The 23,531-nt window shown below is 69.7% G+C and carries 15 protein-coding genes; 9 read left to right on the forward strand and 6 right to left on the reverse strand.

The window, feature by feature from the left end; all coding sequences use genetic code 11:
• Positions 1-212 precede the first annotated feature (212 nt).
• Entirely contained in the window at positions 213-4,436 is a 4,224-nt protein-coding gene (locus OO69_RS49595) for a hypothetical protein (protein ID WP_078652708.1), read from the forward strand.
• 139 nt (positions 4,437-4,575) lie between these two features.
• Positions 4,576-5,535 carry a bifunctional riboflavin kinase/FAD synthetase gene (locus OO69_RS35190; RefSeq protein ID WP_033284960.1) on the forward strand — a complete coding sequence of 320 codons (960 nt, stop codon included), beginning with the start codon at positions 4,576-4,578 and terminating at the stop codon, positions 5,533-5,535.
• 64 nt (positions 5,536-5,599) lie between these two features.
• On the opposite strand, the gene OO69_RS35195 is transcribed toward OO69_RS35190, so the two are convergent.
• The 3 genes from OO69_RS35195 to eccE form a co-directional block, all read right to left on the reverse strand.
• Positions 5,600-8,503, reverse strand: coding sequence for an SCO5717 family growth-regulating ATPase (locus OO69_RS35195; RefSeq protein WP_033284961.1), 2,904 nt, complete (start codon positions 8,501-8,503; stop codon positions 5,600-5,602).
• A 381-nt stretch (positions 8,504-8,884) separates the two neighbouring features.
• On the reverse strand, positions 8,885-9,601 hold the full coding sequence (locus OO69_RS35200; RefSeq protein WP_033284962.1) for a hypothetical protein: 717 nt from the start codon (positions 9,599-9,601) through the stop codon (positions 8,885-8,887).
• Positions 9,598-10,932, reverse strand: a complete 1,335-nt coding sequence (gene eccE / locus OO69_RS35205; RefSeq protein WP_234444610.1) for a type VII secretion protein EccE — start codon at positions 10,930-10,932, stop codon at positions 9,598-9,600. Before eccE ends, OO69_RS35200 begins: the two co-directional genes overlap by 4 nt.
• Before the next feature lie 198 nt (positions 10,933-11,130).
• On the opposite strand from eccE, the gene eccB reads away from it, so the two are divergent.
• From eccB to OO69_RS35235, 7 genes are all read left to right on the forward strand, one after another.
• A complete protein-coding gene (gene eccB / locus OO69_RS35210) occupies positions 11,131-12,651 on the forward strand; it encodes a type VII secretion protein EccB (protein ID WP_033284964.1) in 1,521 nt (506 codons plus the stop codon).
• Between the two features lie 12 nt (positions 12,652-12,663).
• Positions 12,664-13,929, forward strand: coding sequence for a type VII secretion-associated serine protease mycosin (gene mycP, locus OO69_RS35215; protein ID WP_033284965.1), 1,266 nt, complete (start codon positions 12,664-12,666; stop codon positions 13,927-13,929).
• A gap of 392 nt (positions 13,930-14,321) precedes the next feature.
• Positions 14,322-14,792, forward strand: a complete 471-nt coding sequence (locus OO69_RS35220) for a hypothetical protein (RefSeq protein WP_051801415.1) — start codon at positions 14,322-14,324, stop codon at positions 14,790-14,792.
• A 98-nt stretch (positions 14,793-14,890) separates the two neighbouring features.
• Positions 14,891-16,558, forward strand: coding sequence for a WXG100 family type VII secretion target (locus OO69_RS52140; RefSeq protein WP_158713462.1), 1,668 nt, complete (start codon positions 14,891-14,893; stop codon positions 16,556-16,558).
• 27 nt (positions 16,559-16,585) lie between these two features.
• Entirely contained in the window at positions 16,586-17,863 is a 1,278-nt protein-coding gene (locus OO69_RS35225) for a S8 family serine peptidase (protein WP_234444611.1), read from the forward strand.
• A 96-nt stretch (positions 17,864-17,959) separates the two neighbouring features.
• Positions 17,960-18,298 carry a WXG100 family type VII secretion target gene (locus tag OO69_RS35230; RefSeq protein ID WP_019064778.1) on the forward strand — a complete coding sequence of 113 codons (339 nt, stop codon included), beginning with the start codon at positions 17,960-17,962 and terminating at the stop codon, positions 18,296-18,298.
• A gap of 65 nt (positions 18,299-18,363) precedes the next feature.
• Complete coding sequence (locus tag OO69_RS35235; RefSeq protein ID WP_019064779.1) at positions 18,364-18,669, forward strand: WXG100 family type VII secretion target; 306 nt, start codon at positions 18,364-18,366, stop codon at positions 18,667-18,669.
• Between the two features lie 1,481 nt (positions 18,670-20,150).
• Here OO69_RS35235 and OO69_RS52145 read toward each other — a convergent pair.
• The 3 genes from OO69_RS52145 to OO69_RS35250 are packed head-to-tail and all read right to left on the reverse strand — an operon-like array spanning position 20,151 to position 23,438.
• Positions 20,151-20,810 carry a hypothetical protein gene (locus OO69_RS52145; protein WP_158713463.1) on the reverse strand — a complete coding sequence of 220 codons (660 nt, stop codon included), beginning with the start codon at positions 20,808-20,810 and terminating at the stop codon, positions 20,151-20,153.
• Complete coding sequence (locus tag OO69_RS35245) at positions 20,803-22,980, reverse strand: hypothetical protein (RefSeq protein ID WP_033284967.1); 2,178 nt, start codon at positions 22,978-22,980, stop codon at positions 20,803-20,805. Before OO69_RS35245 ends, OO69_RS52145 begins: the two co-directional genes overlap by 8 nt.
• Complete coding sequence (locus OO69_RS35250) at positions 22,980-23,438, reverse strand: hypothetical protein (RefSeq protein ID WP_033284968.1); 459 nt, start codon at positions 23,436-23,438, stop codon at positions 22,980-22,982. The genes OO69_RS35245 and OO69_RS35250 overlap by 1 nt, the downstream gene beginning before the upstream one ends.
• Positions 23,439-23,531 lie beyond the last annotated feature (93 nt).

Here is a 23,531-nt window from a genome sequence, read left to right on the forward strand (position 1 = left end):
CGGGGTCTACGTTCCCGCCGCTCCACGGTCCCCCCTCGGTTCCCCCACCCCTAGGGTGTATCCAACCCTCCGCTTCTATTCACCCGTCCGGGCAGGCGCTCGGAGTGAACCGAGGGAGCGGAAGGGGGCGCGTTCACCACGCGATCTGTCCCGCTGATCACGCCACGCCTACCGTCGAACACAGGGCATGGGTACGGCGGGGAGGTTCGACCATGGCGGGACGTGGCCCGCGGACGGGCGGCGGCCGTCGGACGCGGGAAGACGCACGGGCGGAGCGGTCGACGCGGGACGCCGTGCCGGGTGTTGGTGCCGCGCCAGGTGCCGCGCCCGCTGCCGGTGACGAGTCCTTGGTACGCATCCGCGACCTCGCCGGGCGCCCGCGCGGCACCGGTTTCGTAGCCGACCACCACGGCACGGTCATCACCAGTCACGAGGCGGTCGACGGACTGCCCCGCCTCGTCCTGCACGCCACCGGCGACCGCACCTGCCTGGTGACGGCCGACGCGGTGACCCCGCTGCCCGCCCTCGACCTGGCCCTGGTCCGTACCGAGGGCCTGGGCGTCGACCCGCTCCCCGTCACGATCCGGGAGCGTGTCGAGACCGGCACGTACGTCCGCGTCGCAGCGGACCGCTGGCGCGAGGCCCGCCTCTTGGGCGCGACCTCCGTGACCTACACCGCCACCGACCGCTTCCATCTCCTCGACGACGCCCTGGAGTTGGCGATCGGCACGGCGGGGCGGGACGCGCTGCGGCTGGGAGGGGGAGCGGCCGGGGGGCCGGTCCTCGACGCGGTGACCGGAGCGGTGATCGGTGTTCTCGGTACGGCGTTGCAGTCCGGCCAACGGGACACGGGGTTCGCGGTGCCGCTGCGCCAAGTGCCGGATGGGGAACGGGGGTTGGGGGCCATCCACGGGCCCCTGGTTGACCTCCTCGCACGGAATGCGGCGACCGTGCCCGCGTACGGCGCCGACCTCAACCTCGCGGGAGTCCTGGAACTGACGGCCACCTCGGTCGGCTCGGACGGGCCGCCGGGGGCACTCGCGGGTTTCGTCGGTCCAGGGCGTGACGGCGACGCCGCGTGTGTGGTGGAGCCGGTCGAACGACCGTCCCTGGTACGGGAGTTCACTGCCTTCACCGAGAGCCCGGCCGCCGTGCTCGGGCTCGTCGGGGCACCGGGCAGCGGCCGTACGACTGAACTCGCGGCGCTCGCCGCGCGGCGCAACGGGGGTGCGGAACCGGCTCCCACGCTGTGGTTGCGCGGCGCGGATCTGAGGGACGGGGACGCGTCGGTGGCGGACGCGGCGCGCAGGACGGTGGAGCGGGCGGCCCGGATCGTCGCCGCGTCGGTGTTGTCGGCGGGCGACTCCGGTGACCTGGGGGACGTAGGTCCCGAGCGGTTGGCGCGGGTTGCCCGTGACGCCGGGCGGCCTTTGCTGTTGCTGCTCGACGGTCCTGAGGAGATGCCGCCTGTGCTGGCTCATCGGCTGGCCGAGTGGACTCGGGGGACGGGGGAGTGGTTGCGGGAGTGCGGGGCGCGGTTGGTGGTGGGGTGTCGGGCGGAGTACTGGGAAGGGGCGGGGTTTTCACGGGAGTTGCTGTACGGGGGGTTTGATTCTGGGGCGGCTGAGGCAGCGGCAGTGGCTGAGGCTGGCGGGGGCGGTTCGGGGCGGGGTGGGGCGCCTGCGCGTGGCGATGTCGGTGCGGGTGAGTTCGGGGTGCGGGCATCCGACGAGGGCGGTTCGCTTGGGTCCGGGGTGCCTGTATTCGGCGACGCTGATTCGGTTCGGGTCGGGGCGCCCGCGTTCGACGATGGCGACTCGGTTCGGGTCAGGGTGCCCGCGTCCGACGGCGGTGACTCGGTTCAGTTCGGGGCGCCTGCGTCCGACGGCGGCGACTCGGTTCGGATCGGAGTGCCCGCGTTCGACGGCGGTGGTTCAGTTCAGCTTGGGGTGTCTGCGTCCGGCAACGGTGATTCGGTTCAGTTCGGGGTGCCTGCGTCCGACGGCGGTGACTCGGCTCAGATCAGGGTGCCTGCGTCCGACGGCGGTGACTCGGTTCGGGTTGGGGTGCCCGCGTCCGACGACGGCGGTTCAGTTCGGCTTGGGGTGTCTCTGGCTGACGAGGCGGGGCCCGTTCATTTCGGGGCTTCCGAGCCTGACGACGCCGGTCCGCTTCACCTCGGGGCGCCCGGACCCATCGGCGCAGGCCCGCATAACTCAGCCCGTCCGGCGTTTGAGGACGAGGCCGTTCAGGCCGATGGGGGGTCTGGGGGCGCAGCCCCCGGGACGGTTCCGCCGGTGTGCGTGCACCTTGGGGACCTCGGCCCGCACGAAGCCCGCCGAGCCCGCGCAGCGTACGGCGTTCCGGAGGGCGTCCTCACCGGAACCGACGCCCGTCACCCCCTCGCCCTCCGGCTCCTCTCCGAGGTGCTCGCCGCGCTGCCCGCCGCCCCCGACACCCAGATCGACCGCGACGACGTGTTCTCGGCCTACCTGGACCTCATGTGCCTCCGGATCGCGGTCCGCCTCGCCGCGGAGAACGGGCTGCGCGGCACCGCCGTACGCCGCCTCGCGGCCAAGGTGTCCGGGCAGGTGCACGAAGCCGCGCGGCGCAGTCTCGGGCCGGGGCAGGGGGAGTTGGACCGGGAGTCGTTCGAGGCGGTGTTCCCGTGGGGACCCGCACCGGCACGGCTCGGAGGGGGAACCGGGTGGGCGTCCGCCGTCCTCACCGAGGGGCTGCTCGTGCCGGCCGGGACCGGATACCGGTTCGCCCACGAGGAGTTGGCCGACTGGATCCAGGGCACGCACCTCGACCTCGACGAGGCCCTGCGGGCGCTGGTCCACCGGTCCAGGAATCCGCATACCGGGCACCCCCTCCCCGTACCGCACCACCGCATCGGCCCCGTCGTACAGGCCCTGCTCCTCCTCGCCCGTCAACACGGCACCCACCAACTGGCCGTACGACTGGAAGAGTTGGCGGCAGCCCTGGACGCCGACCCGGACTCCTGGTGGGCCGCCCACCTGCTCGCCGAGGTGTTGCGAAGGGTGCCCGATGCCACGCCGTACGGCAACGCATTGCGGCTGCTGGCCGACCAGTTGGTGACACGGAGGCAGCAACAGGCGGCCGTACCAAAGGAGTTCGCGCCGGAGTTCTGGGCCGCGCTGCACCTGCCGCAGGCCGAGCGGTTCGAGTTGCTGCGGCGGCTCGTGCTCACCGACGGATCCCCGCTGGGCAGCGCCCCGCCCCGATTCCTGGACACCGCCGCCGAGTTGCTCGCCGCCGACCCCGCCGCCGTACAACCACTCCTGACCCGGTGGTTCGACGACGAGCGGCCCCTGCCCGCGACGCCGGAGGCGACCGTGGCGACGGCCGCGCAGGCGTTGCTGCACACGCATCGGCGGCGGGCGCTGGACGATCTGACGGAGGTGCTCGTCGGGTGTGCGCACGGGCGGGCCGACGAACTCCTCGCCGTGCTCGCCGAGGAGGAGCCCTCGGCCGTGTGCCGGGCCGTGGACCGGTGGGCGCACGACGAGCGGCCGGGGCGCAGGGTGGCGGCGGTGGCGTACGGACTGCGGGCCGCGCCGCACGTACGGACCGAGGCGGACCGTGAACTCCTGCGCTACGCGGCCGAGTTCCTCCTGGCCCGCCCCGCCGACTCCACCCTGCACGGCGGCGCGCTCGCGCTCCTCGTCCGCGATCCGCACACCCGCACCCGCCATCTCCCGCAGGCGCTACGGCACTTCGCGTCCGGCGACCCCCAGTTCCCGCCGAGCGCGCTGGCCGCCGCGCTGACCACGCACCCCGAACCGGTCCTCGAAGCCTTCCGCGCCCGGCTGCACGGACCGCACGCGGGCGAGGCGGTCCGCACGCTCGCCGACGTCACGACCCCGGCCCTCGCGCGCCGGGCCGCCGTGCTGGTGCGCGAGACCGCCGTACGGTGGCCGGAGACGGCCGCGTACCTCGGTGTCTACGTCGACCGGTGCCTCGACCACGGCCCCGCCGTCCGCGCGATCCTGTTCCCCCTGGTCACCGGCCTCCTGGACGGCGGCCCCGCGTCGGTGCGGACCGCTCTCGCGCCCGTGCTCGCCGCCCCCGGCACCCCCGCATCCCGCCCCCTGCGCCGCGAACTCCTGGAGTTCCTGCTCGCGCACGAGCACGACCCCGCCGTACTGGACGCACTCCTGCACACGGCGGGCCGCCGTGACGACGACGAGATCCGCGACCTCGTCCACCGCACCGGCCGGCTGCTCGTCCGTACCCCCGCGGGCGCGACCCGTTTCGACCGCGGCCTCGTCGACCTGGGCCGCCACGTGCCCGGCTTCGCCGCCCTGATGGCCCGCTGGCTGGCCGACACCCCGGAGGACTGGGCCGCGGTGGTCGGACCCAGCACGCGGCGCATGATCGAGAACCTGGCCGGGGTGGGGGTTCCCGCATAGCGGCCCCGGTACGTGCGCCCGGTCACAGCCTCCAGGCCGATGCGGGCCGGAGGCCCCCGGCATGGCACCCTTAGACCTGCGTAAGAGGTCAATGACACAGGTCTACATACGGACACGGGTTCGATGAGGAGCGGTCACAGTGCAGCGCTGGCGTGGCTTGGAGGACATCCCTGAGGACTGGGGGCGCAGTGTCGTCACCATCGGTTCTTATGACGGGGTCCACCGCGGGCACCAGCTGATCATCCGGCATGCCGTGGAGCGCGCCCGTGAGCTGGGCGTTCCCTCCGTCGTCGTCACCTTCGACCCGCACCCCAGCGAGGTCGTGCGCCCCGGCAGCCACCCCCCGCTGCTCGCCCCGCACCACCGCCGAGCCGAACTGATGGCCGAGCTGGGGGTCGACGCGGCGCTGATCCTGCCGTTCACCAAAGAGTTCTCGAAACTGTCCCCGGCCGACTTCGTGGTCAAGGTCCTGGTGGACAAACTGCACGCGAAGGCGGTCGTCGAGGGCCCGAACTTCCGCTTCGGCCACAAGGCCGCGGGCAATGTGGCCTTCCTGATCGAGCAGGGCAAGACATACGACTTCGAGGTAGAGGTGGTGGATCTTTACGTGAGCGGTGCGGCGGGCGGCGGCGAGCCCTTCTCTTCCACACTGACCAGGCGCCTGGTCGCCGAGGGCGACGTCGAGGGCGCCCGCGAGATTCTCGGCCGCCCGCACCGGGTGGAGGGCGTCGTGGTGCGCGGCGCCCAGCGCGGCCGCGAAATGGGCTTCCCGACGGCCAACGTCGAGACCCTGCCCCACACGGCGATCCCGGCGGACGGCGTCTACGCCGGTTACCTCCACGTCGAGGGAGAGGCCATGCCGGCCGCGATCTCGGTCGGCACGAACCCACAGTTCGACGGCACCGAGCGCACGGTGGAGGCGTACGCGATCGACCGCGTCGGCCTCGACCTGTACGGCCTGCACGTCGCCGTCGACTTCCTCGCCTTCGTGCGCGGCCAGGCGAAGTTCGAGTCGCTGGAGGGCCTGCTGGAGCAGATCGCCCAGGACGTGAAGCGCTGCCGGGAGCTGATCTCGGCGGACCCGGGCGACGCCGGGTAGCTGTTTTCGTTTCTACGACGCCGAAGGGCGGCCGGTGCCTGTTGGCAACCGGCCGCCCTTCGCGTTACTGCTGCGGGGGTGCGGGCGGCGGCGGAGGCGTGGGCGGGTTCTGGTCACCCTCCGGCTGTGCGTAGCCCGGGTGCTGCGGGTACGGCGGCGGAGGCTGCTGCGCCGGGGGCTGACCCTGCTGGGGGTAGGGCTGCTGGCCGTACAACTGCTGGCCGGGGTGCGGCGGCTGCGGTTGCGGTTGGTGCTGTTGCTGCTGGGGGTAGGGACCGGGTTGCCCGGGAGCCTGCTGGCCGGGGTGCTGCTGCTGGGCCGGATAACCCTGCTGCCCGGGCTGTCCCGGGTACCCCGGGTATCCCTGCTGGCCCGGCATCGGCGGGGCCAAGACCGGGGGCGGGTTGCCGTCGCTCGTCCACAGGCCGTGCATCTGCTGGTGGCGTACGAAGTCCTCGGCGACCAGGGCCGCGAGGTTGAAGTACGACTCCCTGACCTTCGGCCGCATCATGTCGAGGTCGACTTCCGCACCGGCGGCGAGATGCTCGTCGAACGGCACGACCACGACACCGCGGCAGCGCGTCTCGAAGTGGCTGACGATGTCCTCCACCTTGATCGTCTTGCCGGTCTCGCGGACACCGGAGATGACCGTGAGCGAGCGTGAGACCAGGTCGGCGTAGCCGTGCGCCGACAGCCAGTCCAGCGTCGTACTCGCGCTGCTCGCACCGTCCACGGACGGCGTCGAGATGATGATGAGCTGGTCGGCGAGGTCGAGCACACCGCGCATCGCGCTGTACAGCAGACCGGTACCGGAGTCGGTGAGGATGATCGGGTACTGGTTGCCCAGGACGTCGATCGCTCGGCGGTAGTCCTCGTCGTTGAACGTGGTCGAGACGGCCGGGTCGACGTCGTTGGCGATGATCTCCAGACCGGAGGGCGCCTGGGACGTGAACCGGCGGATGTCCATGTACGAGTTGAGGTACGGGATCGCCTGGACCAGGTCGCGGATGGTCGCGCCGGTCTCGCGGCGCACGCGGCGGCCGAGCGTGCCGGCGTCCGGGTTGGCGTCGATCGCGAGGATCTTGTCCTGGCGCTCGGTCGCGAGGGTCGAGCCGAGCGCGGTGGTCGTCGTGGTCTTGCCGACACCGCCCTTGAGGCTGATCACCGCGATCCGGTAGCACGACAGCACCGGCGTCCGGATCAGCTCCAACTTCCGCTGCCGCTCGGCCTCTTCCTTCTTTCCGCCGAGCTTGAACCGCGAGGGCGCGGCACCGGGCCGGCCGCTCTTCGCCTTCTGCTTCTTGTTGCTGAGCAGCCGGTCCGACGACAGCTCCACGGCAGCGGTGTAACCGAGCGGCGCGGCACCGGGGTTGGTCGGCTGCCGCTGGTCGTGCCGGATGGGCTGCGGCCATGCGGCACCGGTGCGGGGGTCCACCGGGGGTTGGGCGGGGGGCTGGGCCTGGGGGTGCGGCTGGGGTGCGTGCGGGGGCTGCGGTCCCTCGGGCTGGGTCTGCGGCGCGGGAGCGGGGGGTGCAGGGGGGAAGCCGTAGCCGCTCTGGGGGTTGGGCGGGCCCTGCTGTGCGGGGGCCGGGGGGAAGCCGTAACTGCCCTGCTGGTCCGGTGCGTTGGGGGTGTTCGGGGTGGGCTGGGCCGGTGCCTGTGGGGGCGGGAAGCCGTAGCCGCTCTGCTGGTTCGGCGTGGGGGGAGGGAAGCCGTAGCCGGTGGGGGCCGCCGTGGGCGCCGGGCTCTGCGGGGTCGGCGGTGCGTCCCAGGCCGCGGGTGCCGGCTGCGGTGGCTGCGGTTGGAACGGAGGCTGCTGCTGAGGTGGCAACGGCGGCTGGGCCGGGGCCGCGACCGGCTGCTGCGGCGCGGGCGGTTGGGGCGCGGCGGGGTCCACCGACGGGGGCTGAGCCTGGGGGTGGGGCTGCGCGGGCCACTGGTCGGCCGGGGCCGGGGCGGCGGGCTGGTAGGAGGGCGGCAGCGGCGGGACACCGCTCTGCGGGGCCGGCGGGGGAGCCCAGGCGGGCGGGGCTTCCTGTACGTCGGCCTGTACGTCCCCGGTGGCGTCCGTGGCCGGGTCGGCGGCCTGGGGGGAGTCGGCCTCGGGCGTGGACGGCGTTGCGTCGGCGTTGCCCGGCTCGTGCTCCGGGGCGTCGGCCGTGTCACCGGCCGGGTCATCCGCCGGGGTGTCGGCCGGGTCGGCGGTGGGGGCCGTGTCGGGGGCCGCCGTAGAGGCGGGAGCGTTGTCGGTGCTCTCGCCGTCGGCGTCGTTCGCGGAGTTCACGGGGTTCGCGGATTCCGTGGAGTCCCCGGTGTCCGTGTCGGCGACCGCGCCGTCCTCGTCCTGAGTGTTCACCTCGGCGGTGTCGGTGCCCTCGGTGTCACCGTTCTCCGGTACCTCGCCCTCGAACTCCGGTTCCCCGGAACCCGGTTCCGCGTCAACGGCACCTTCGGCGGGATTCTCGGCCGGAACCGGAACCGGAACCGGAACCGGAACCGGAGCCGCCGGGGTTTCCGCAGCGGTCTGCTCAGGGGCGGTCGGCGTCTCCGCACCCCGCTCCGTGATCTCCCGCTTCAGCGCGGCGGAAGAGATCCGCATCGTCGCCCCGCTCACGAGGTCGCCGTTCTCAGGCTCCTCCTGGACGGGGGCCGCGGGCGGCGGAACCGCGGCCGCGGGTGCCCAGCCGGGCTGGAAGCCGGAGTTGTCCGGCGGCGCGGGCACCGGGAACGCGGGGCCGACCGGGGGCGCCGGAGGCGGGGGCGGCATCGCCGTACCGCTCGCCGGGGTCGGCGGCGGTGAGGCCTGCGCGGACGCGCCCGACGCGCCGGACGAGTTCTGCGTGTACCAGGCCGGCGGCGCGTAGTCGATCGTGAACTCGCCCGTCATCTCGATGGCGGACTCGTCGTCGGGCTGGTCATCGCCGGGCGTGGCCCAGCCCCCGCGGATCCCGTCCCGATCGCTGCTCACAATTCCTCCTGGTGTGGTCGAGCACCCTCATGTCGTGCCGGGGCGACCGCTCGTGTCGTACGGGCCCGGTCCGCCGAAAGCGTCGGGAACGGTCGGTCGGCGGCCCGAATCGATCGGATCCGCCCGGCCCGTCCCTCGAAGCGCTTGTCGGCCCGGCCGCGGGCCCTGACGCGGCGCCCGGTCCCAGCCTAATCACCACAAGCAACCTCACGGCAGGCCCGTCCACCTCTCCGCGTCCGTCCAACGCGCCACACGGCGCCCGGAACCGGCACACATGCCCACCGACCCGTCGTGCAAAACGGGTGATAGCGATGCGCATCCTCTACGAGACAGGGGGCGAAAGGTGCTTAATCGTTCAATGTCGGTCAGTGGTCCGCGAGTTCAGTCCATCCGGCGTGGTGTACCCAACAATCCGATCTCGGCGTCCGCGGGCTGTGTCATCACGTACTGCCGGTCGCGGTCGCCGCACCAGAGCGTGACGCCGTCCGGGAGCGTGGGCAGGGAGTCGACGTCGGCCCGGGGGAGCGCCATGGCGCGGCCCAGCTCCGCCGACTCGTCCGGCGAGATCCGCTGCACCCCGACGAGCCGGGCCTGCCGTATGAGCCGGGGCGCGACGGGACTGAGATACGGCAGCAGGGTCAGCACCGACTGCCAGGGCCCGGACACGACCCGCCCGCGCGGCGGACGCATCCCGCAGTCCCGCACCACGAGCACGGGTGTGCCCGCCGAGGCGCCCTGCGGCTGGACGCGGCCCACGTCGTACACCGCCAGGCCGTTCTGTCCGCCGCCCATGGCGTGGACCATCTGCATCCAGGCCTGCGGGCGGCCGGTCTCCACGGCGACCCGCGCCCCGGTCGCCGCTGCTCTGAGGGCGATGACCTGGGCAGTCCACAGGCCGCCGATGAGGACGACGTCGTAGGGAGTGGGCCGGTTGATGCCCAGCACCGCGGGCTGTCCCTCGGCGTCGACGCCGATCACGACGCCGTCGTCCCCGATGGGCAGCGCGAGCGCGTCGACCTGCTCGGGGGAGAGCACATGCCGTCCGTGCCGCGGGCCGATCAGGCCGAGGCCGCTGCGCAGCATCGTCAGCGCGGTCATCGGGCACCTCCGAGGGGCAGCGTGGCGAGCACACCCGGGAGCTGCTCGCGGTCGAGGCGGGCCAGGGCCAGGCCCGTGTGCCGTGCCGCGCCCTCCAACGCGCGCCGCGCCGCGACCAGTTCGTCGTCACTGCGGCCCGTCACCCGCAGGTGCCCGCTCATCGACACCTCCTGGCGCTCCCCGCGCGCGAGCGTGAGGCTGAACGTCGTGGCGAGCGCCGGGGTGGCCGTGAGCAGGGCGATCAGCTGTGGCAACGACGGGCCGCGGCCGCCCAGTTGGGGCCAGCGGCGGATCCAGTACGTCGTGTGTCTGCGGTTGTCGCAGCGCCAACTGCGGCTGGACTCCTCGGTCCGGCGCTCCCGTGTCTCGGTCCGTCCGGCCTCCGCCGTCACCAGGGGGTTCGCGCAGGCGGAGGTGGCGAGGGCCGCGGTCAGCTCCTCCTCGCTGAGGATCGTCGTGCGGAAACCGGCACCGGTGAGGCGGCTCGCGAGATGGTCGGCGACGCGCACGACGCACTTCTGCGCTCCGGTGAGCCCGCCGCCCCGCGCGGCCACGGCCTCCAGGCACTGCTCGGGGTCGAGCTTCAGCGCGATCCAGGTGATGCGCACCGCCGGGGCGCCGGTCTGCTCCTGGAGCGGCGCGTAGTTGGTGACGGCCACCGAGTGCTGGGGCAGGTGCAGCGCGGGCGCGGGCTGGGTGTGCAGCACGAGCTGCGCCGACTCCAGCCGGATACCGTCCACTTCGAGCGCGTCCCGCACCAGTGAGAGCGGCAGCGGATGCCGGCCGCGGTCGGCCCGCAGCGCGGTGACGTCGGCCTCGACCTGCACGACGGCGGTCACGAAGGTGCCGTCCCCGACCAGCCCGATGGGACGCCGGTCCCGGCCGCCGTACGAATACGTCCGCAGGGTGGGGTCGCACTCCAGGGCCGGTGCGAGACCGGGCTCGGTGCCCGGCGGTGTCTCCGCGGTGGCGGCGCTCTTCCGGCGTGCCTTCAACGCCCGCGCGGTGCCCAGCCATTCGGGCAGGGAGCGGCCGCGCCGACGGACGAAGGCGAGCAGCACGAGCGCCACGGCGACGATGCCCGCCGGCACCAGCGCCATGGGGTCGATCGCCCAGCCGACGAGGAGGACGGCCGCCGCGATCTCCAGCAGGACGAGCCGTTGCAACCGGAATGCCCCGCCCTGTCCGCGGCGCGTCCTGAGATGAAGTCCGCCCGGGCTCTGGGACGTTGTGCCCGCCGTTGACGGTGGCTGCGCGGAGCCCGGCTCCGGCGTCCCGGAGTCCCTCGTCCGCGACCGGTCACGAGACCGTGTCCGCGTTCCGGAAGCCATCACTCCATCCCCCCGTATTACTCACAACTCACCGCTGTTCCAGCACCACATAGGGCCCTCGAAGGTCCAGGTACCCTACCCGCTCCCCACGTCACCGCGGATACCAGGCATAGTAGGTGCCCGGTCTGACATCGATGGGCGGGGGACGGCGAACCCCCGAGTGCTGCCCAGGCGGAACACGGGGAGAGACAGACACAGATGGCATCTCGGCGGGACCAGCTCAACGCCTACACCTTCGCGAAGCGGCGCATGCTGGCGTCCTTCGTGCAGTCGTCCCCGGACGGTTCGGAGGAGGGGGCGCCGCGGCCGCTGCGCGGAGTGGTGCCGGGCGTCATCGTGGGCGTGGTCGTCATGGCGGTCTTCGGCGCCTGGGGCATGTTCAAACCGACCGCGCCCGAGGGCTGGGCCACCCCCAAGTCGAAGGTGATCATCGCCAGCAAGTCGACCACCCGCTACGTCGTCCTGACGACCGATGGCAAGACCCAGCTGCACCCCGTCCTCAACATGGCGTCCGCGAAGCTGCTCCTCAACCCCGGCCAGGGCGAGGTCGTCACCGTCGACGAGTCGGTCCTCGACGGCGGCAAGATCCCGCACGGCGTCACCGTCGGCATCCCGTACGCCCCCGACCGTCTTCCCTCGGAGAGCGAGGCGGGCGCGGAGAAGCGCTGGGCGGTGTGCGAGCGCCCGAGCGCGGGCGGCGGTTCCATCCAGAAGGCGGCGCTGGTCCTCGCCGAGCGCGACATGAAGAGGACCGAGGGCAAGCAGCGGCTGCGGGGCGGAGAGCTCCTCTACGTGGTGGACTCGGACAAGAACCGCTACGTGGTGGACGCGAGCGGCACGGCGTACCCCGTGGACAAGAGCGACGAACTGCTGCTGCGCGCCGTCGTCGGCTCCGACCGCGTGCCCGAGCGCGTCTCCCCGGAGTGGCTGGCCACCCTGCACCAGGGCGACCCGATCGCCTTCCCGAGCATCGGCGCCACACCCGGTACGGCCGCGGGCGCCCCGGGCGAGCTGGACGCGTCGACCAACAAGGTGGGCATTGTGCTCACGGCGTCCGACGCCAGCGGTGAGCACTACTACGTAGTGCTTCCCGGCAAGGTCGCGCAGGTCTCCGCCTTCGTCGCCCAACTCCTCCTGTCCAGCAAGGACTTGGCCACGCTCGGCCAGGCCGGTCACGCCACCGGGGTGAGCGCGGGCGAGATCACCCCGGAGGGGACCTTCGGCGCCGAGCACCGCTGGCCCACGAAGGAGCCCAAGGCCGTCAACGAGGCCTCGGACGCGTCCGGCAGCCGCAGCACGATCTGCAACGTCCTGCAGAAGGTCGGCGCCAAGGGCACCACCACCCTGACGACCTGGGCGGGCACCGACTTCCCCGCCCCGCTCCCCACCGACTCCACCAGCGCCTACGTCACGCCCGGCTCAGGTCAGCTCTTCCGCCAGTTCCAGGGCGAGGAGACCAAGGCCGGCCCGGTCTTCCTGGTCACCGACACGGGCCTGCGGTACGTCCTGCAGTCCAACGCCGACAGCGCCACGAACGACGCGGGCATCGGCACGACGGCCAAGGAACGCCAGCAGGAGCAGCAGGAGGCCGAGCAGGCCCAGATCCGGCTCGGCTACGCCGACGTAGACCCGGCGCCGATCCCCGCCTCCTGGTCCGAGTTCCTGCCCACGGGCCCCCGCCTGTCGACGGCGGCGGCACGTCAACCGCAGGGTTCGTAGGGGGAGTCGGGCATGTCGTACGCACCTTCTTCAGGCCTCCTCCGTGCCACGGCGGCGATGGCAGCCGCGGCCGCGACCCTGGCCGTGTCCACCGTCGTGCTGGCGCCCCCCGCGGTGGCGGACGACAGCTTCTCGGACCAGTGCACGTTCCCCAACAAGGAGTACCCGGGCCGCCCTTGGGCCCTGCAACGCGTCCTCCTGGACGAGCTGTGGAACCAGTCCAAGGGCAAGGGCGTCCGGGTGGCGGTGATCGACACCGGCGTGGACGTGAAGAACCCCCAGCTCACCCACGCGGTGGACGTGAAGAGCGGCCGTAACCTCCTGCCGAGGAACCTCAAGGACAGCAACGGCGACAAGATCGCGCGGGGCAGCGAGAACGGCACGACCGACACCGTGGGACACGGCACCAAGGTCGCCGGCATCATCGCCGCCCGTCCGATCAGCGGCACCGGTTTCGTGGGCCTCGCCCCCGAGGCGACCATCATCCCGATCGAGCAGAACGACGCGGACGGCCACGGCACGGCGAAAACGCTCACGGACGCGATCAACTACGCGATCCAGGCCAAGGCCGACGTCATCAACATCTCCCAGGACACGTCGAACGCGGTGAAGCCCGACTCTTCCCTGGAGTCGGCGATCGACGCGGCACTGTCGAGGAAGATCGTGGTGGTGGCGTCGGCGGGCAACGACGGCCAGGGCGGCAACGTCAAGAAGACGTACCCGGCGTCCTTCCCGGGCGTCCTCGCCGTAGCGGCCTCCGACCGCAACAACGAACGCGCGTCCTTCTCCCAGTCCGGCGACTTCGTCGGCGTCGCGGCACCCGGCGTCGACATGATCTCCACCGTCCCCAAGGGCGGTCACTGCTCCGACAACGGTACGAGTTTCTCGGCGCCGTACGTCTCTGGTGTCGCCGCGCTGATCAAGGCGAAGCATCCGGACTGGACCGCCCGCGAGGTCGTCGCCCAGATCGAGCAGACCGCCGAGCGCACCATCGCGGGCCACGACCGCCTCGTCGGCTGGGGCGTCGTGGACCCGGTCCGCGCCCTCACGGAGGACGACCACCCGATCGAGTCCCCCGACCCCCAGGACGGCCTCACCAAGGCCCAGGCCCCGTCCCCCGCGAAGCTCCAACTCGGCGAGACCGCCGACGAACACGACGCCCGCCTCGCGACGTATGTCGCCCTGGGCGCGGCCGTGTTGGTGGCGGGACTCGGCGGCACGGCGGTGGCGACACGGGACGCGCGCAAGCGGGCGCGGCGGGTGGCGGGGCTGGACTGACGTCCGGCGACGCCCTGGCGCCGCCTGCTTGTCAAGAGGCCGCGACCTGCGAAGGAGCAATCCAGGGGCGGCAGTTGACGGAACCGGACGACGCCGTTCGCAATGGCCACGCAGCAACGCCCACTCACACGTGTGCGGCTCCGTCAATTGAGTAGCCGTACTCAGGCCGCCGACCTGCGGGTCACATAGCGTCAGGGGGCGGCAGCGGCCCAGGTGAACGCGAGGGCCCGCCGTGAAGGAGCGGTGAAGCTTGGTCGAGTGGTAGCACAGCTGTCGCATAAGGCAGTTGGGGCTGTCACAGGAAGCGACTAGAGTGATTGCGTTGCGGAGAGGAACGCTCACGGGGTGCGGTCACCCGGGGGCGGGCGACGAAAACGGGGAGGGAAGGCATCATGCTTCCTGCGGACATGACAGGCGGAGCATCACCGAAGACGGCTGCCGACCTCAAGGTCGGCGCCGACGTGCTGATGACGTTCAAGCAGCGCATCGACAAACTGCTGTCCGAGTTCGAGGACTCGGCGGGCAGCGCTTCCAAGCTGGGCGCGCAGCGTGTCTCGCGGGCATCCCTCAGCGGGCACGGACTCGCCTTCCACGAGGCGGACGCCCTGTTCGACCAGTACCAGTCGGTCCACGAGCACATCACGCAGCTCTCCAAGACGCTGGGGCTGCAGATCGAGGCCATGGGCATTGCGACCCTGGGCGCGCAGAACGGCTTCGACAACCTCGACGACGACCAGCGACGCCGCTTCTGGGAGATCCAGGTCGAGACGGACCGCCTGTACACCGAAGCCCAGGAGAAGAAGTCCGGCGAGGGCGAGCGGAAGCTGAGTGACGCCAAGAAGTCCACGAAGGGACTCCAGTAGTGAGCGGGGACGACAAGGCGCCCAAGGAGCTGACCGACCAGCAGCGTGTCGACCTCCAGGTCGGCCAGGTCGACGCGCTGGCCGGGGCGTCGGAGCTGATGCACGACGCGTTCGGATCGAAGCGCGTCCGCCTGCTGACGAACGGCAGGGTCACGGACTTCGAGGACCACAGCCTCAACCCGATGATCGACCTGGTCCACCAGTCGAACCCCGCCGACCTGGAACATGCCGGCGAGGCGTTGGCGACGGCGAGCAAGGCGATCAACGAAGCCGCCGTGGAGCTCAGGGACCACCTCAAGCACGCGGGTGAGGACTGGGAGGGCGACGCCGGTAGGGCGTTCCAGAAGTGGGGCGAAGGCCTCGCCACGCACACCGAAAGCCTGGCCACGTACGCCGACGGCGCCGGCGTGCAGGTCACGGCCGCCGCGATGGGGCTCGCTTCCGTGCGCACTTCCCTGCCGCCCCGGGACACGCGCCCTGTCCTCGACCAGAAGCGGCCGGGACAGCTCCCGGTGCTCCAGCAGTTCGAGGGCAACAAGCAGTACACCGAGGCGGTCCAGGTCGAGAAGGACCGCCAAGAGGCGATCAACCAGATGAACCGGCTGGCGTCGTTCTACTCGGTGTCGGGGTCGGAACTGGCGAAGTTGGAGAAGGCGGCGCCGGAGCCGTATCGGGCGATGCCCAGAGTGGGGGTGATTCCGCTGGACGACAGGGTTGCCCCCAGTGGTTCCGCTAATAACTCCACCTCAAGTCCAGCCCACCGAGCAGTTGTCCGTGAGAGTGGAGACGGCCACGTCGGTGTGTCGAGCGACGTCTCCGGAGACAACCTGCCATCTGAGCATCACCCTGCGAACACGAATCTCGACGTGCATCGGCCCACTGTCGGTACCGAGATCAACAGCGTCGGCACGCTGCCACCGGAAACCGTAAAGCCGATGCCAGTCACTCCCACGCCATCTGGGACGGGGCCCAGTGGTCCTTCGGGAGGGATGCTGCCTCCCATGGGGACCGGCACGGTGCCTCCCGCCTTCGGGGGACCGGTCGGGCGCGCTGCCGGGCTGGGCGGCAGGACTCCTGGATCGGCTCAAGGGCGGGTTACCACCCCGGAGGGGACCACTGCCGGAAGCCGCACCGGACGTGGCTCTGTGGGACCGGTGGGCCGTGCATCCGCAGTCGGCCAACAAGGTGCCCGTGGGCCTGCGTCTGCGACGGGCAGGTCGTCCATGGGGCGGGGTGTCACCGGCGGTGTGCCCAGGAGTACGGGTACGACCGGTGCACGCACAGGCGGTGTACCGGGCGGGCGTGTGGGCGGTGTGCCCGGTCAGCCATCTCCCCGGACTGGCCCCGGAGCCACGGGCGCTGCCCGAGCGGGTGGCGTGGTAGGAGGCAGGCCCACTTCTGAAGGCGGCCCGAACTCGACGGGTTCCAGGGTTCCTCGTGGCACTGTCATCGGCGGCGAGGGCACCTCCGGTGCTCGTCCGAACGGTGAAAAGCCGGGCCAGCGCGGAGTGATCGGTGCGAACAAACCGGCGCCGAGCACGGGGCAGCGGCGATCTCCGGGCAATGCGGACGGTGTGGTCGGCGCGCCCGCGAGTCGGGGTGGCATCAGAGGCAACGGAGCCGCGTCCGGTGGGTCCGGCCCGGTGCCCGGTTCTACGGAGGAGCGCGGTCTTGGCCGTGCCGCCGGCCGGAGAACGCAGCGTCAACAGCAATCCGCTGAGAACAAGAAGCGCTCGCGTGACGATGCGCCGTCGGCGACCGACTGACCGAAACGACTGAGGATGTACAGAAGCATGAAGTCAGAGACTGGCGCACGCCGTATGCGGGCCGCGCTGTGGGCAGGATCGGCCCGGGGATATGTGACCACCGTGGGCGCGACGCTTGCTGCTTTGGCTGTTATGTCCGTTGGGCTGGCCCCTGCTGCGACTGCAGACGATGTCCAGTCACAGCAGTGGTACTTGGATGCCATGAACGCCCAGGGGCTGTGGAAAGTCAGCACGGGCAAGGGCATCTCGGTGGCAGTTGTCGACACGGGCGTGAACCCGGACACGAATTCGTTGAAGGGCCAGGTGCTACCTGGAGTAGACGTCACGGGAACCACAGGTGACGAAACGGATGACTACGTCGGCCACGGCACGTCCATGGCCGAGTTGATCGCAGGGACCGGCCGGGGTGGCGGGCTCAAGGGCGTGGCACCCGGCGCGAAGATCATTCCGATCCGCACGGTAGCCCTTGGAATTGGCAAGAAGGGTGAGGAGCAGGGCGACACTTCGGCGAGTGCCATCCGCGCTGCTGCCGATTCCGACGCAAAGATCATCAATATGTCGGTCGGTGCGTATTCCGAGGGCGATGGTGAACGTGAAGCCGTGCAGTACGCGGAGAGCAAGGGGAAGCTGCTCATCGCCGCTGTGGGTAACGCGGCCGATATCGCAAAGAACTTCATCGACTATCCCGCCAGATATCCCGGCGTGGTAGGGGTCTCGGCGATCAATGAAAACGGCGAGGTAGCCAAGTTCTCGCAGGATGGCGCGTACGTGGATCTGGCCTCACCGGGCGTAGCCGTACCCACCTGGTGCGACAAGACATTCAAGGCCTACTGTCCCCAGAGCAACGGCACCAGCCAAGCCACCGCCATCACCTCCGGCGCCGCCGCCCTCATCTGGTCCGCCCACCCCAAGTGGACCGCCAACCAGGTCCTCCGCGTCATGATCGACACGGCGGGCCGGGACTGGCCGAAGAACACCCCGAGCCGGTACCTCGGTTACGGCACGATCCGGCCGGCGCAGGTTCTTCTGAAGGGCAAGGGAGACCCTGGAGCCGCCGACATCGATCCCGTAAGCAACAAGAAGACGCCCGGGCTGACCACCGGCACCGCCGCCTCACCCTCCGCCTCCGCATCGACCTCGTCCAAAGCCCCCAACCCCACCTCAGGCGGCCAGACTTCAGCCGCAGCATCGACCTCCGACTCGTCCGGCAACACCACCCTGTGGGTCGCTCTCGGCGCCGCAGCGGCCGTAGTCGTGCTCGGCGGTGGAGCCTTCGCGGTGGCCCGTTCGCGGCGAGGCGCATGAGGGCTCGTACACCGGGCTCACCCGACCAACCAGCGCTTCACCACTCGGTGTCGCGTCCCAGGAACACCAACCTCTCTCGCGAAAGGGAGTGCCGAGATGGCTGACGGCCGCAAGCTTGATGACGCACATGTACAAAAGCTCCAGACGAACGTCATCGACAGGTACGACAACGTCAAGAAGCACCTGCAGAAGCTCCAGGGCTGCATCGACATGATCGAGGCGAACTGGACGGGCCACGGCGCCAACGCCTTCAAGACCAAGCAGCACGAGATCAACGACCACATGGTCGGCATCGGCCGCATGCTCGACGACTTCCTGAACGGAATTCACCTCACCAAGCAGGACAAGGACAAGTTGGAGGACGAACTCCACTCCACGATCTCCAGCATCGAAGTGGACGCCGGTGCGAAGACCTCGGCGCTCAACCTCTACTGACCGCCCCGAGCGTCGCACCCCGGACCGCGAGGTCCCTTCTCACATCGTCAAGGAGATGAGGAAACATGACCGGCACACCGCACATGCAGGATCTCGCCGTCAAGTACGGCACCCTGGACGCGCTCGCCACTGAACTCGGCAACCTGGCCAAGCAGTTGGAGAGCGACCTCACGGCGCTGAAGAAGGGCGTCCACGACGCGGCCGAGGGCTGGGCCGGTGACGCCTACGAATCCTTCAACCGGAAGTCGAGGGAGTGGGACGGCCACACCACCGCCATCCACCAGGCATTGCTGTCCATCACGCAGAAGGTGCACCAGGCCGGCGGCGACTACCGCGGCGGCGACAAGAAGGCGGCCAGCTTCTTCGAGTAGGACAGCTCGGCTTCTTCGAGTAGGACAGGCTGGCAACAGCAACACCGGGGTGGGCACGCACGGGAGGTGCCCACCCCGGTGTTGCTGTTGCCAGCCTGCCTACTGTCAGGGGCGTTGTCGTGGTTGAGGCTCGGGCACATCGCCATGGCGCGTGGCGCGCTGGGTGGTGAGCGGCTCGGTGGTGCAGTGGTGCAGACGGTGACAGGCCGAAGGCACATCGAAGTTCTGGACGGACTGGGCGTTTCGGTGAGGCCGGCCCGTCAACCGGAGCCGCTTCGGGTACGCAGTGCCCTCTTGCCGATCGTCACACCGCCCGGACCTGCATACTTCGATAACCACCGGCTGCCGTGGGGTGACGGAGAAGGGCTCGCTTCGAGGCCACCGTTCCGCCCACGACCGAGGGCCCACTCGCGGCTGACTGTTCGACTCGGCCCGCGCGTGTACTGCGACGACACCTGGAGCCTCGTCGGACTTCCCACCCGGCTGACCTCCCACTGTTCCTCAAGTGCGCGCGATTCGTGGTCCTCGTTGACGAGTCGCATCCGGATCCGCATGGCGTGAGTGATGTGGGACTGGACGAAAGCCTGCTGCCAGGCGGGCTCCGTGAGCCGCCACTCCGCCACCAGGTCGCATTGCTCCCCGCCACCGTTACGGATGACGTACGGAACGTCGGACTGATTGACGCCGAGTAGAGCCGCGCGCAACTTCTCGCCCGGGACTGGCGAAACTCCATCGGGCGGGTGCTGCGTACCGGTGAGTTTGTCGAAGAGTCCCATGGGAGCGTCGCCATGTCGGGCCAGGATTCCCCGTCGATCGTGATGTTCGCTGCGAAGTCGGCCTCCGGCGACGGTAGGCAGACTGTGACGAACTGTGCGCCAAGCGCGCCGACTTCATTCGCACGCTGCTGATCGATCTCGGGGTGACCCGATCACCCTCGATGCCGAAGGTCTCCATCGACAACTCCTGCAGCGAGGCCCAGTTCGAGACCACCCATCACGACCGCCTCTCAGGACTGGAATCTTCCGAGGATTCCGGTGTGGCGGAAGGCGGTGGTGGAGGCAGCGGAGGGTACGGCGGCAGGGAAGGGATCCGGGGGCCAAGCAGGCCTGCAGCAGGCGGGCCTACAGGTGGAGGGGGCTGAGGTTCCAGCGACCGGCGGGGGCGGGGCTCCGGCTGTCGGGGCGTGAGGGGCGGTGCCGGTGCCGGAGGTGGAGGCGGGGGTGCAGGCAGTTCCCCGTCCGGCAGGACTGGGCCGCCCGCCCGCAGCCGCTCGATGGTCTGCTCGGCTCGGCGGCGTGCCCGTGGGTCGTCGTCGCGCTGGAAAACGAGCACGTGAACCCATCGGGAGACTCTCCCGCTCGAAAGCAGCCGGTACCCGAGTGCGTGGGCGATGTCCTTGGCCCGAGGCAGTGCTGACGCATCAAGCCGGAACTCGACGCGGCCCCGGCCGTCGAAGCGGGACCGTATCTCGTCGCCATTCATCAACGGTCTCCGTAGCGTGGCAGTTCCTGGGGAAAATCGTGGGTGCCTTGGCATTCGGCCAGTTTGTAGGCGTGCTTGGCCAGTTGGTAGGCGATGTCCGTCAGGGTCTGTCGGAGCGCTGTTCCAGTTGCTTTGACTTCTCCGGCGGCCTCCACTCTGGTGATAACCGCGTAATCCTCAGAGGAGTTGGAGGAAGATACGGCGGGAGGTGTGCAGGGCACGTATACCTCAGCCTGTTCGGTGTCGAGCTGCGCCACAGCCTGTATGTCATCGGCCGAAGAGCGGATGATTCCGTTGTCGCCGCCGCTTCCCCGATAACTTGCAATCCAATCCGCTTCGGAAATGGGGCGGACCCGCGCCTCGCTCCAGATGGAAGAATCACCGCTGGTGTCAACGTGGCAGTAAAATGTGAGATCGTCACCCGAGTTCTGATGCTTGGCTCCCTCCTCCGCCGATCGCGTCGACGGCAGTACTTGGACGACCAGGTCTCGTTCGACGGCGCCCTCGCACAACTTGGAGGGAAGATGTTCGAGTCCTTTAGTGAAGAACTGCACGTATCCGAACCAGATGGAAACACCTGCAAGGCAGAGGGCTGTCAGGCTGAAGAGAAACCGTTTCGCGCCATGCTTAGTTTCCTTCGGTGCTCTGGTCTCAGCCATTCAGACGCTCCTTCGTTCCACTCAGGAACTCGCTGCTGGCGTCCCAGCCCTCATTCACCGCGTCGCGGAGCAGATTGTTGGTGCCGTCCTTCGGGAGCTGGAGACGGTGCCGATCGATGGTTTCTCCAGCCGCCCATTGGGTCTGTTGGCTGACTGAATCTCGGGAGTCATACAAATCCCCGGCGCTGCGATACAGGGCTTCGTCGCGCGAGCCGTTCAGTTCCTGGCCTTGGAGCAACCGATCAACGGCCGCTCCGGCAACGGCTCCGACACCTCCTCCGACCACTGCCCCCATTGCCGCTCCTCCATATGCTTCGGGGACCTGAACGAAGGTCATGCCGACCGAAATCCAGGTCTTGGCAATGTCACCCTTTGCCTTCAAGGCGTCGTTGTACGCCTTCTCGCCGTCGACGGCGGCTTGAACTTCGCCGTCGGCCACAGAATGAGCGACAAGACCTTCGATGATTCCAGCATTCCTGCCGATATCTTGAAGGACTTGCTTGTGGGTGCCGTCGAACAAGTGAGGGTTCGCAAGGTGTGATTCGATGAGGCCGCTCGTGTAAATACTCTCTCCGAGGATGACACCTGCTCTTCCCGACGGGTCCGCGGATACGGCGGAAATAAATCTCACCACATCTCGAACCTTTCCTAGGCCGTCAGGATCGTCACTGTTGGTAAGAAAGATGGATTCCGCGCCATGGCCGGCCAGCGTCTGGCTGATCTCCGGCATATAAGAGGCCGCCATATCGCCGAAGCTGTCCCCCAAGCCATTGCTCACGAGATCGGCGCCCCCGCCGGGCTGTGCCACCGCCTTCATGATGTTCGCCATGATCTGTACTTGAGCCACGCTGTGCCCCGGTGCCTTGGTGGTGGTGTCACCATCGGCGACTCCCGTGACGGCGGCTTCCAGGGCGCGACCGAGGGACTCACCTCGGTCTGTGTAGCCGGTGGTGCCGAGCATGTGCTCCAGATCCGACTTGGACTCGAAGGCGTGCTCCGCCGCCTCGGGATTGTGGGAGAGGCCGTCGAACAACCCCTCCAGTGGGTCTCTTCCGTTCCCGTCGCCGAAGACGAGATCTACGGCGTCGTACCCCTTGACCCACAGGTCGTGGGTGCCGGCGTCCCCTGCTGCCTTGTCCACCTTGAACAGCTGTTCCCGGTAGTCGTCGAGGAACTCGGTGTCGTACTCGCCCTTACGCATGAGGCTGCTGATGACCTGAGAGCCCAGGGCGCCGACAGGGTTGGACGAGTCGGCGGCGCGGAAGTTCGTGTTGCGCTCGGCGAGGAGGTCCTTCTTCCAGTCCCGCATGGCGTCTGAGTCGGAGAAGGATGCCGTGGCCAGAGTCAGGCTCATGTTCGCCTGTAGGTCCTTCATGGCCGTGAGCTCCGAGCCCCTGGCACCAGCGTGGACGGAGGCCATCTCGGTCCAGAACTGGAGCGTCCCCTTGGCTCCCAGCCGGGTCGCGAACTGCTCGGCGAAGAGGGGATCGTCGTGGTACTTCTCCATCGTGCGGTTGAAGGCCGCGATGTCGTCGAGGCTCATGTCGGCCGGGTCCTTGGCCATCTTCGCCAGTTTCTCCGCAGCCGCGACGGCGTTTGCCGCCTCGTCCCGGTCCGCGTAGGAGGCATCGGCGAAGCCGTATTTGGCCTCGTCGACAAGAAGCCTCAGAACCTTCGCGGCGCTCTGGTCGCTCTGTGTCGCTTTGGTCAGGATGCCTTGGATCTCGTCGCGGAAGCCGTTCACCGTTCCCGGATCCGTCACGCCGGTTTTTCCGCTGGGGTCGGACGCCCAGTCGGGCCGGGTGTTCCCAGCGACGGTGAACGTGCCGTCGCCGGTGTCGATCACGCTCAGGTTCTGCTGCGAGGCCCGCGAGATCGCGTCGTTCAACTGGGTACGGAAACCGATGAGTTCGCCCCGGGTGTCGGCGAGGATCTTCGTGATGGAGTCGGCCTGGGTATGGGCGTCGGCGAACTCGGTGGCCGTCTTGTCGACGAACTGGCGGGTGACAGTGGCGTTGACGCCGGACCAGTTGGCTTTGTCCGCCCTGCCCTTGAGGTTGCGCTCCGCGTCCTCCTTGAGGGTCGCGAGCTTTGTCGTCATCTGTTCCCAGTCGGTGATCGCCTCGCCGAGCTTCGAGAAGTTGCCGAAGCGGAGAGCGTCGAGGTCCATCAGCGGTCCGTCCTGTGGTCGAAGCCCTTGTCCAGCAGGGAGATGCCGCTGAGCGTGCCCGCGATGTAGCTCTCGTCGGCCGCGTGCTGGTTCTTGGTGAACCGCAGGTGGTTCGAGATGTGTGCGCAGGCGTCCAGCAGGGACTGAACCTGGTCGCCCCAGCGCTCCGCGACATGATCGAGAGCCCCACCGAGTGCGAAGCCTTCGTCCTTGAGTCCGCCGGCGGCAGTCATGGAGGCGACCCGGGCGTAGTCGCTGTACTGCCCGAAGCCGTCGAACAAGTCCTGTGCCGCCGAGCCGACCGCGGCAAGGTCCTTCTGGCTGACAGTGAGGTCGCCCCATGCGCTCTTACCCCCGCCCCCGCCGCCTCCCGACGGCGCGAGCTGGTTGAGCCGCATGTGCGCCGACTGTTTCTGAGCGGCCTCGGACTTCAGCTGCTCCCACTCGTCCCACGCCATGCGCGGCCCCTCCCCGTTGGTCTTCTCTGCCCTCGGCCTGACGAAGGCCGGCGAGCCACCTCGCGTGCTTCGACAAGGCGGAACCGATCTCTC

It is taken from the genome of Streptomyces sp. NRRL F-525 (genome assembly GCF_000716605.1).
GTDB lineage: Bacteria > Actinomycetota > Actinomycetes > Streptomycetales > Streptomycetaceae > Streptomyces.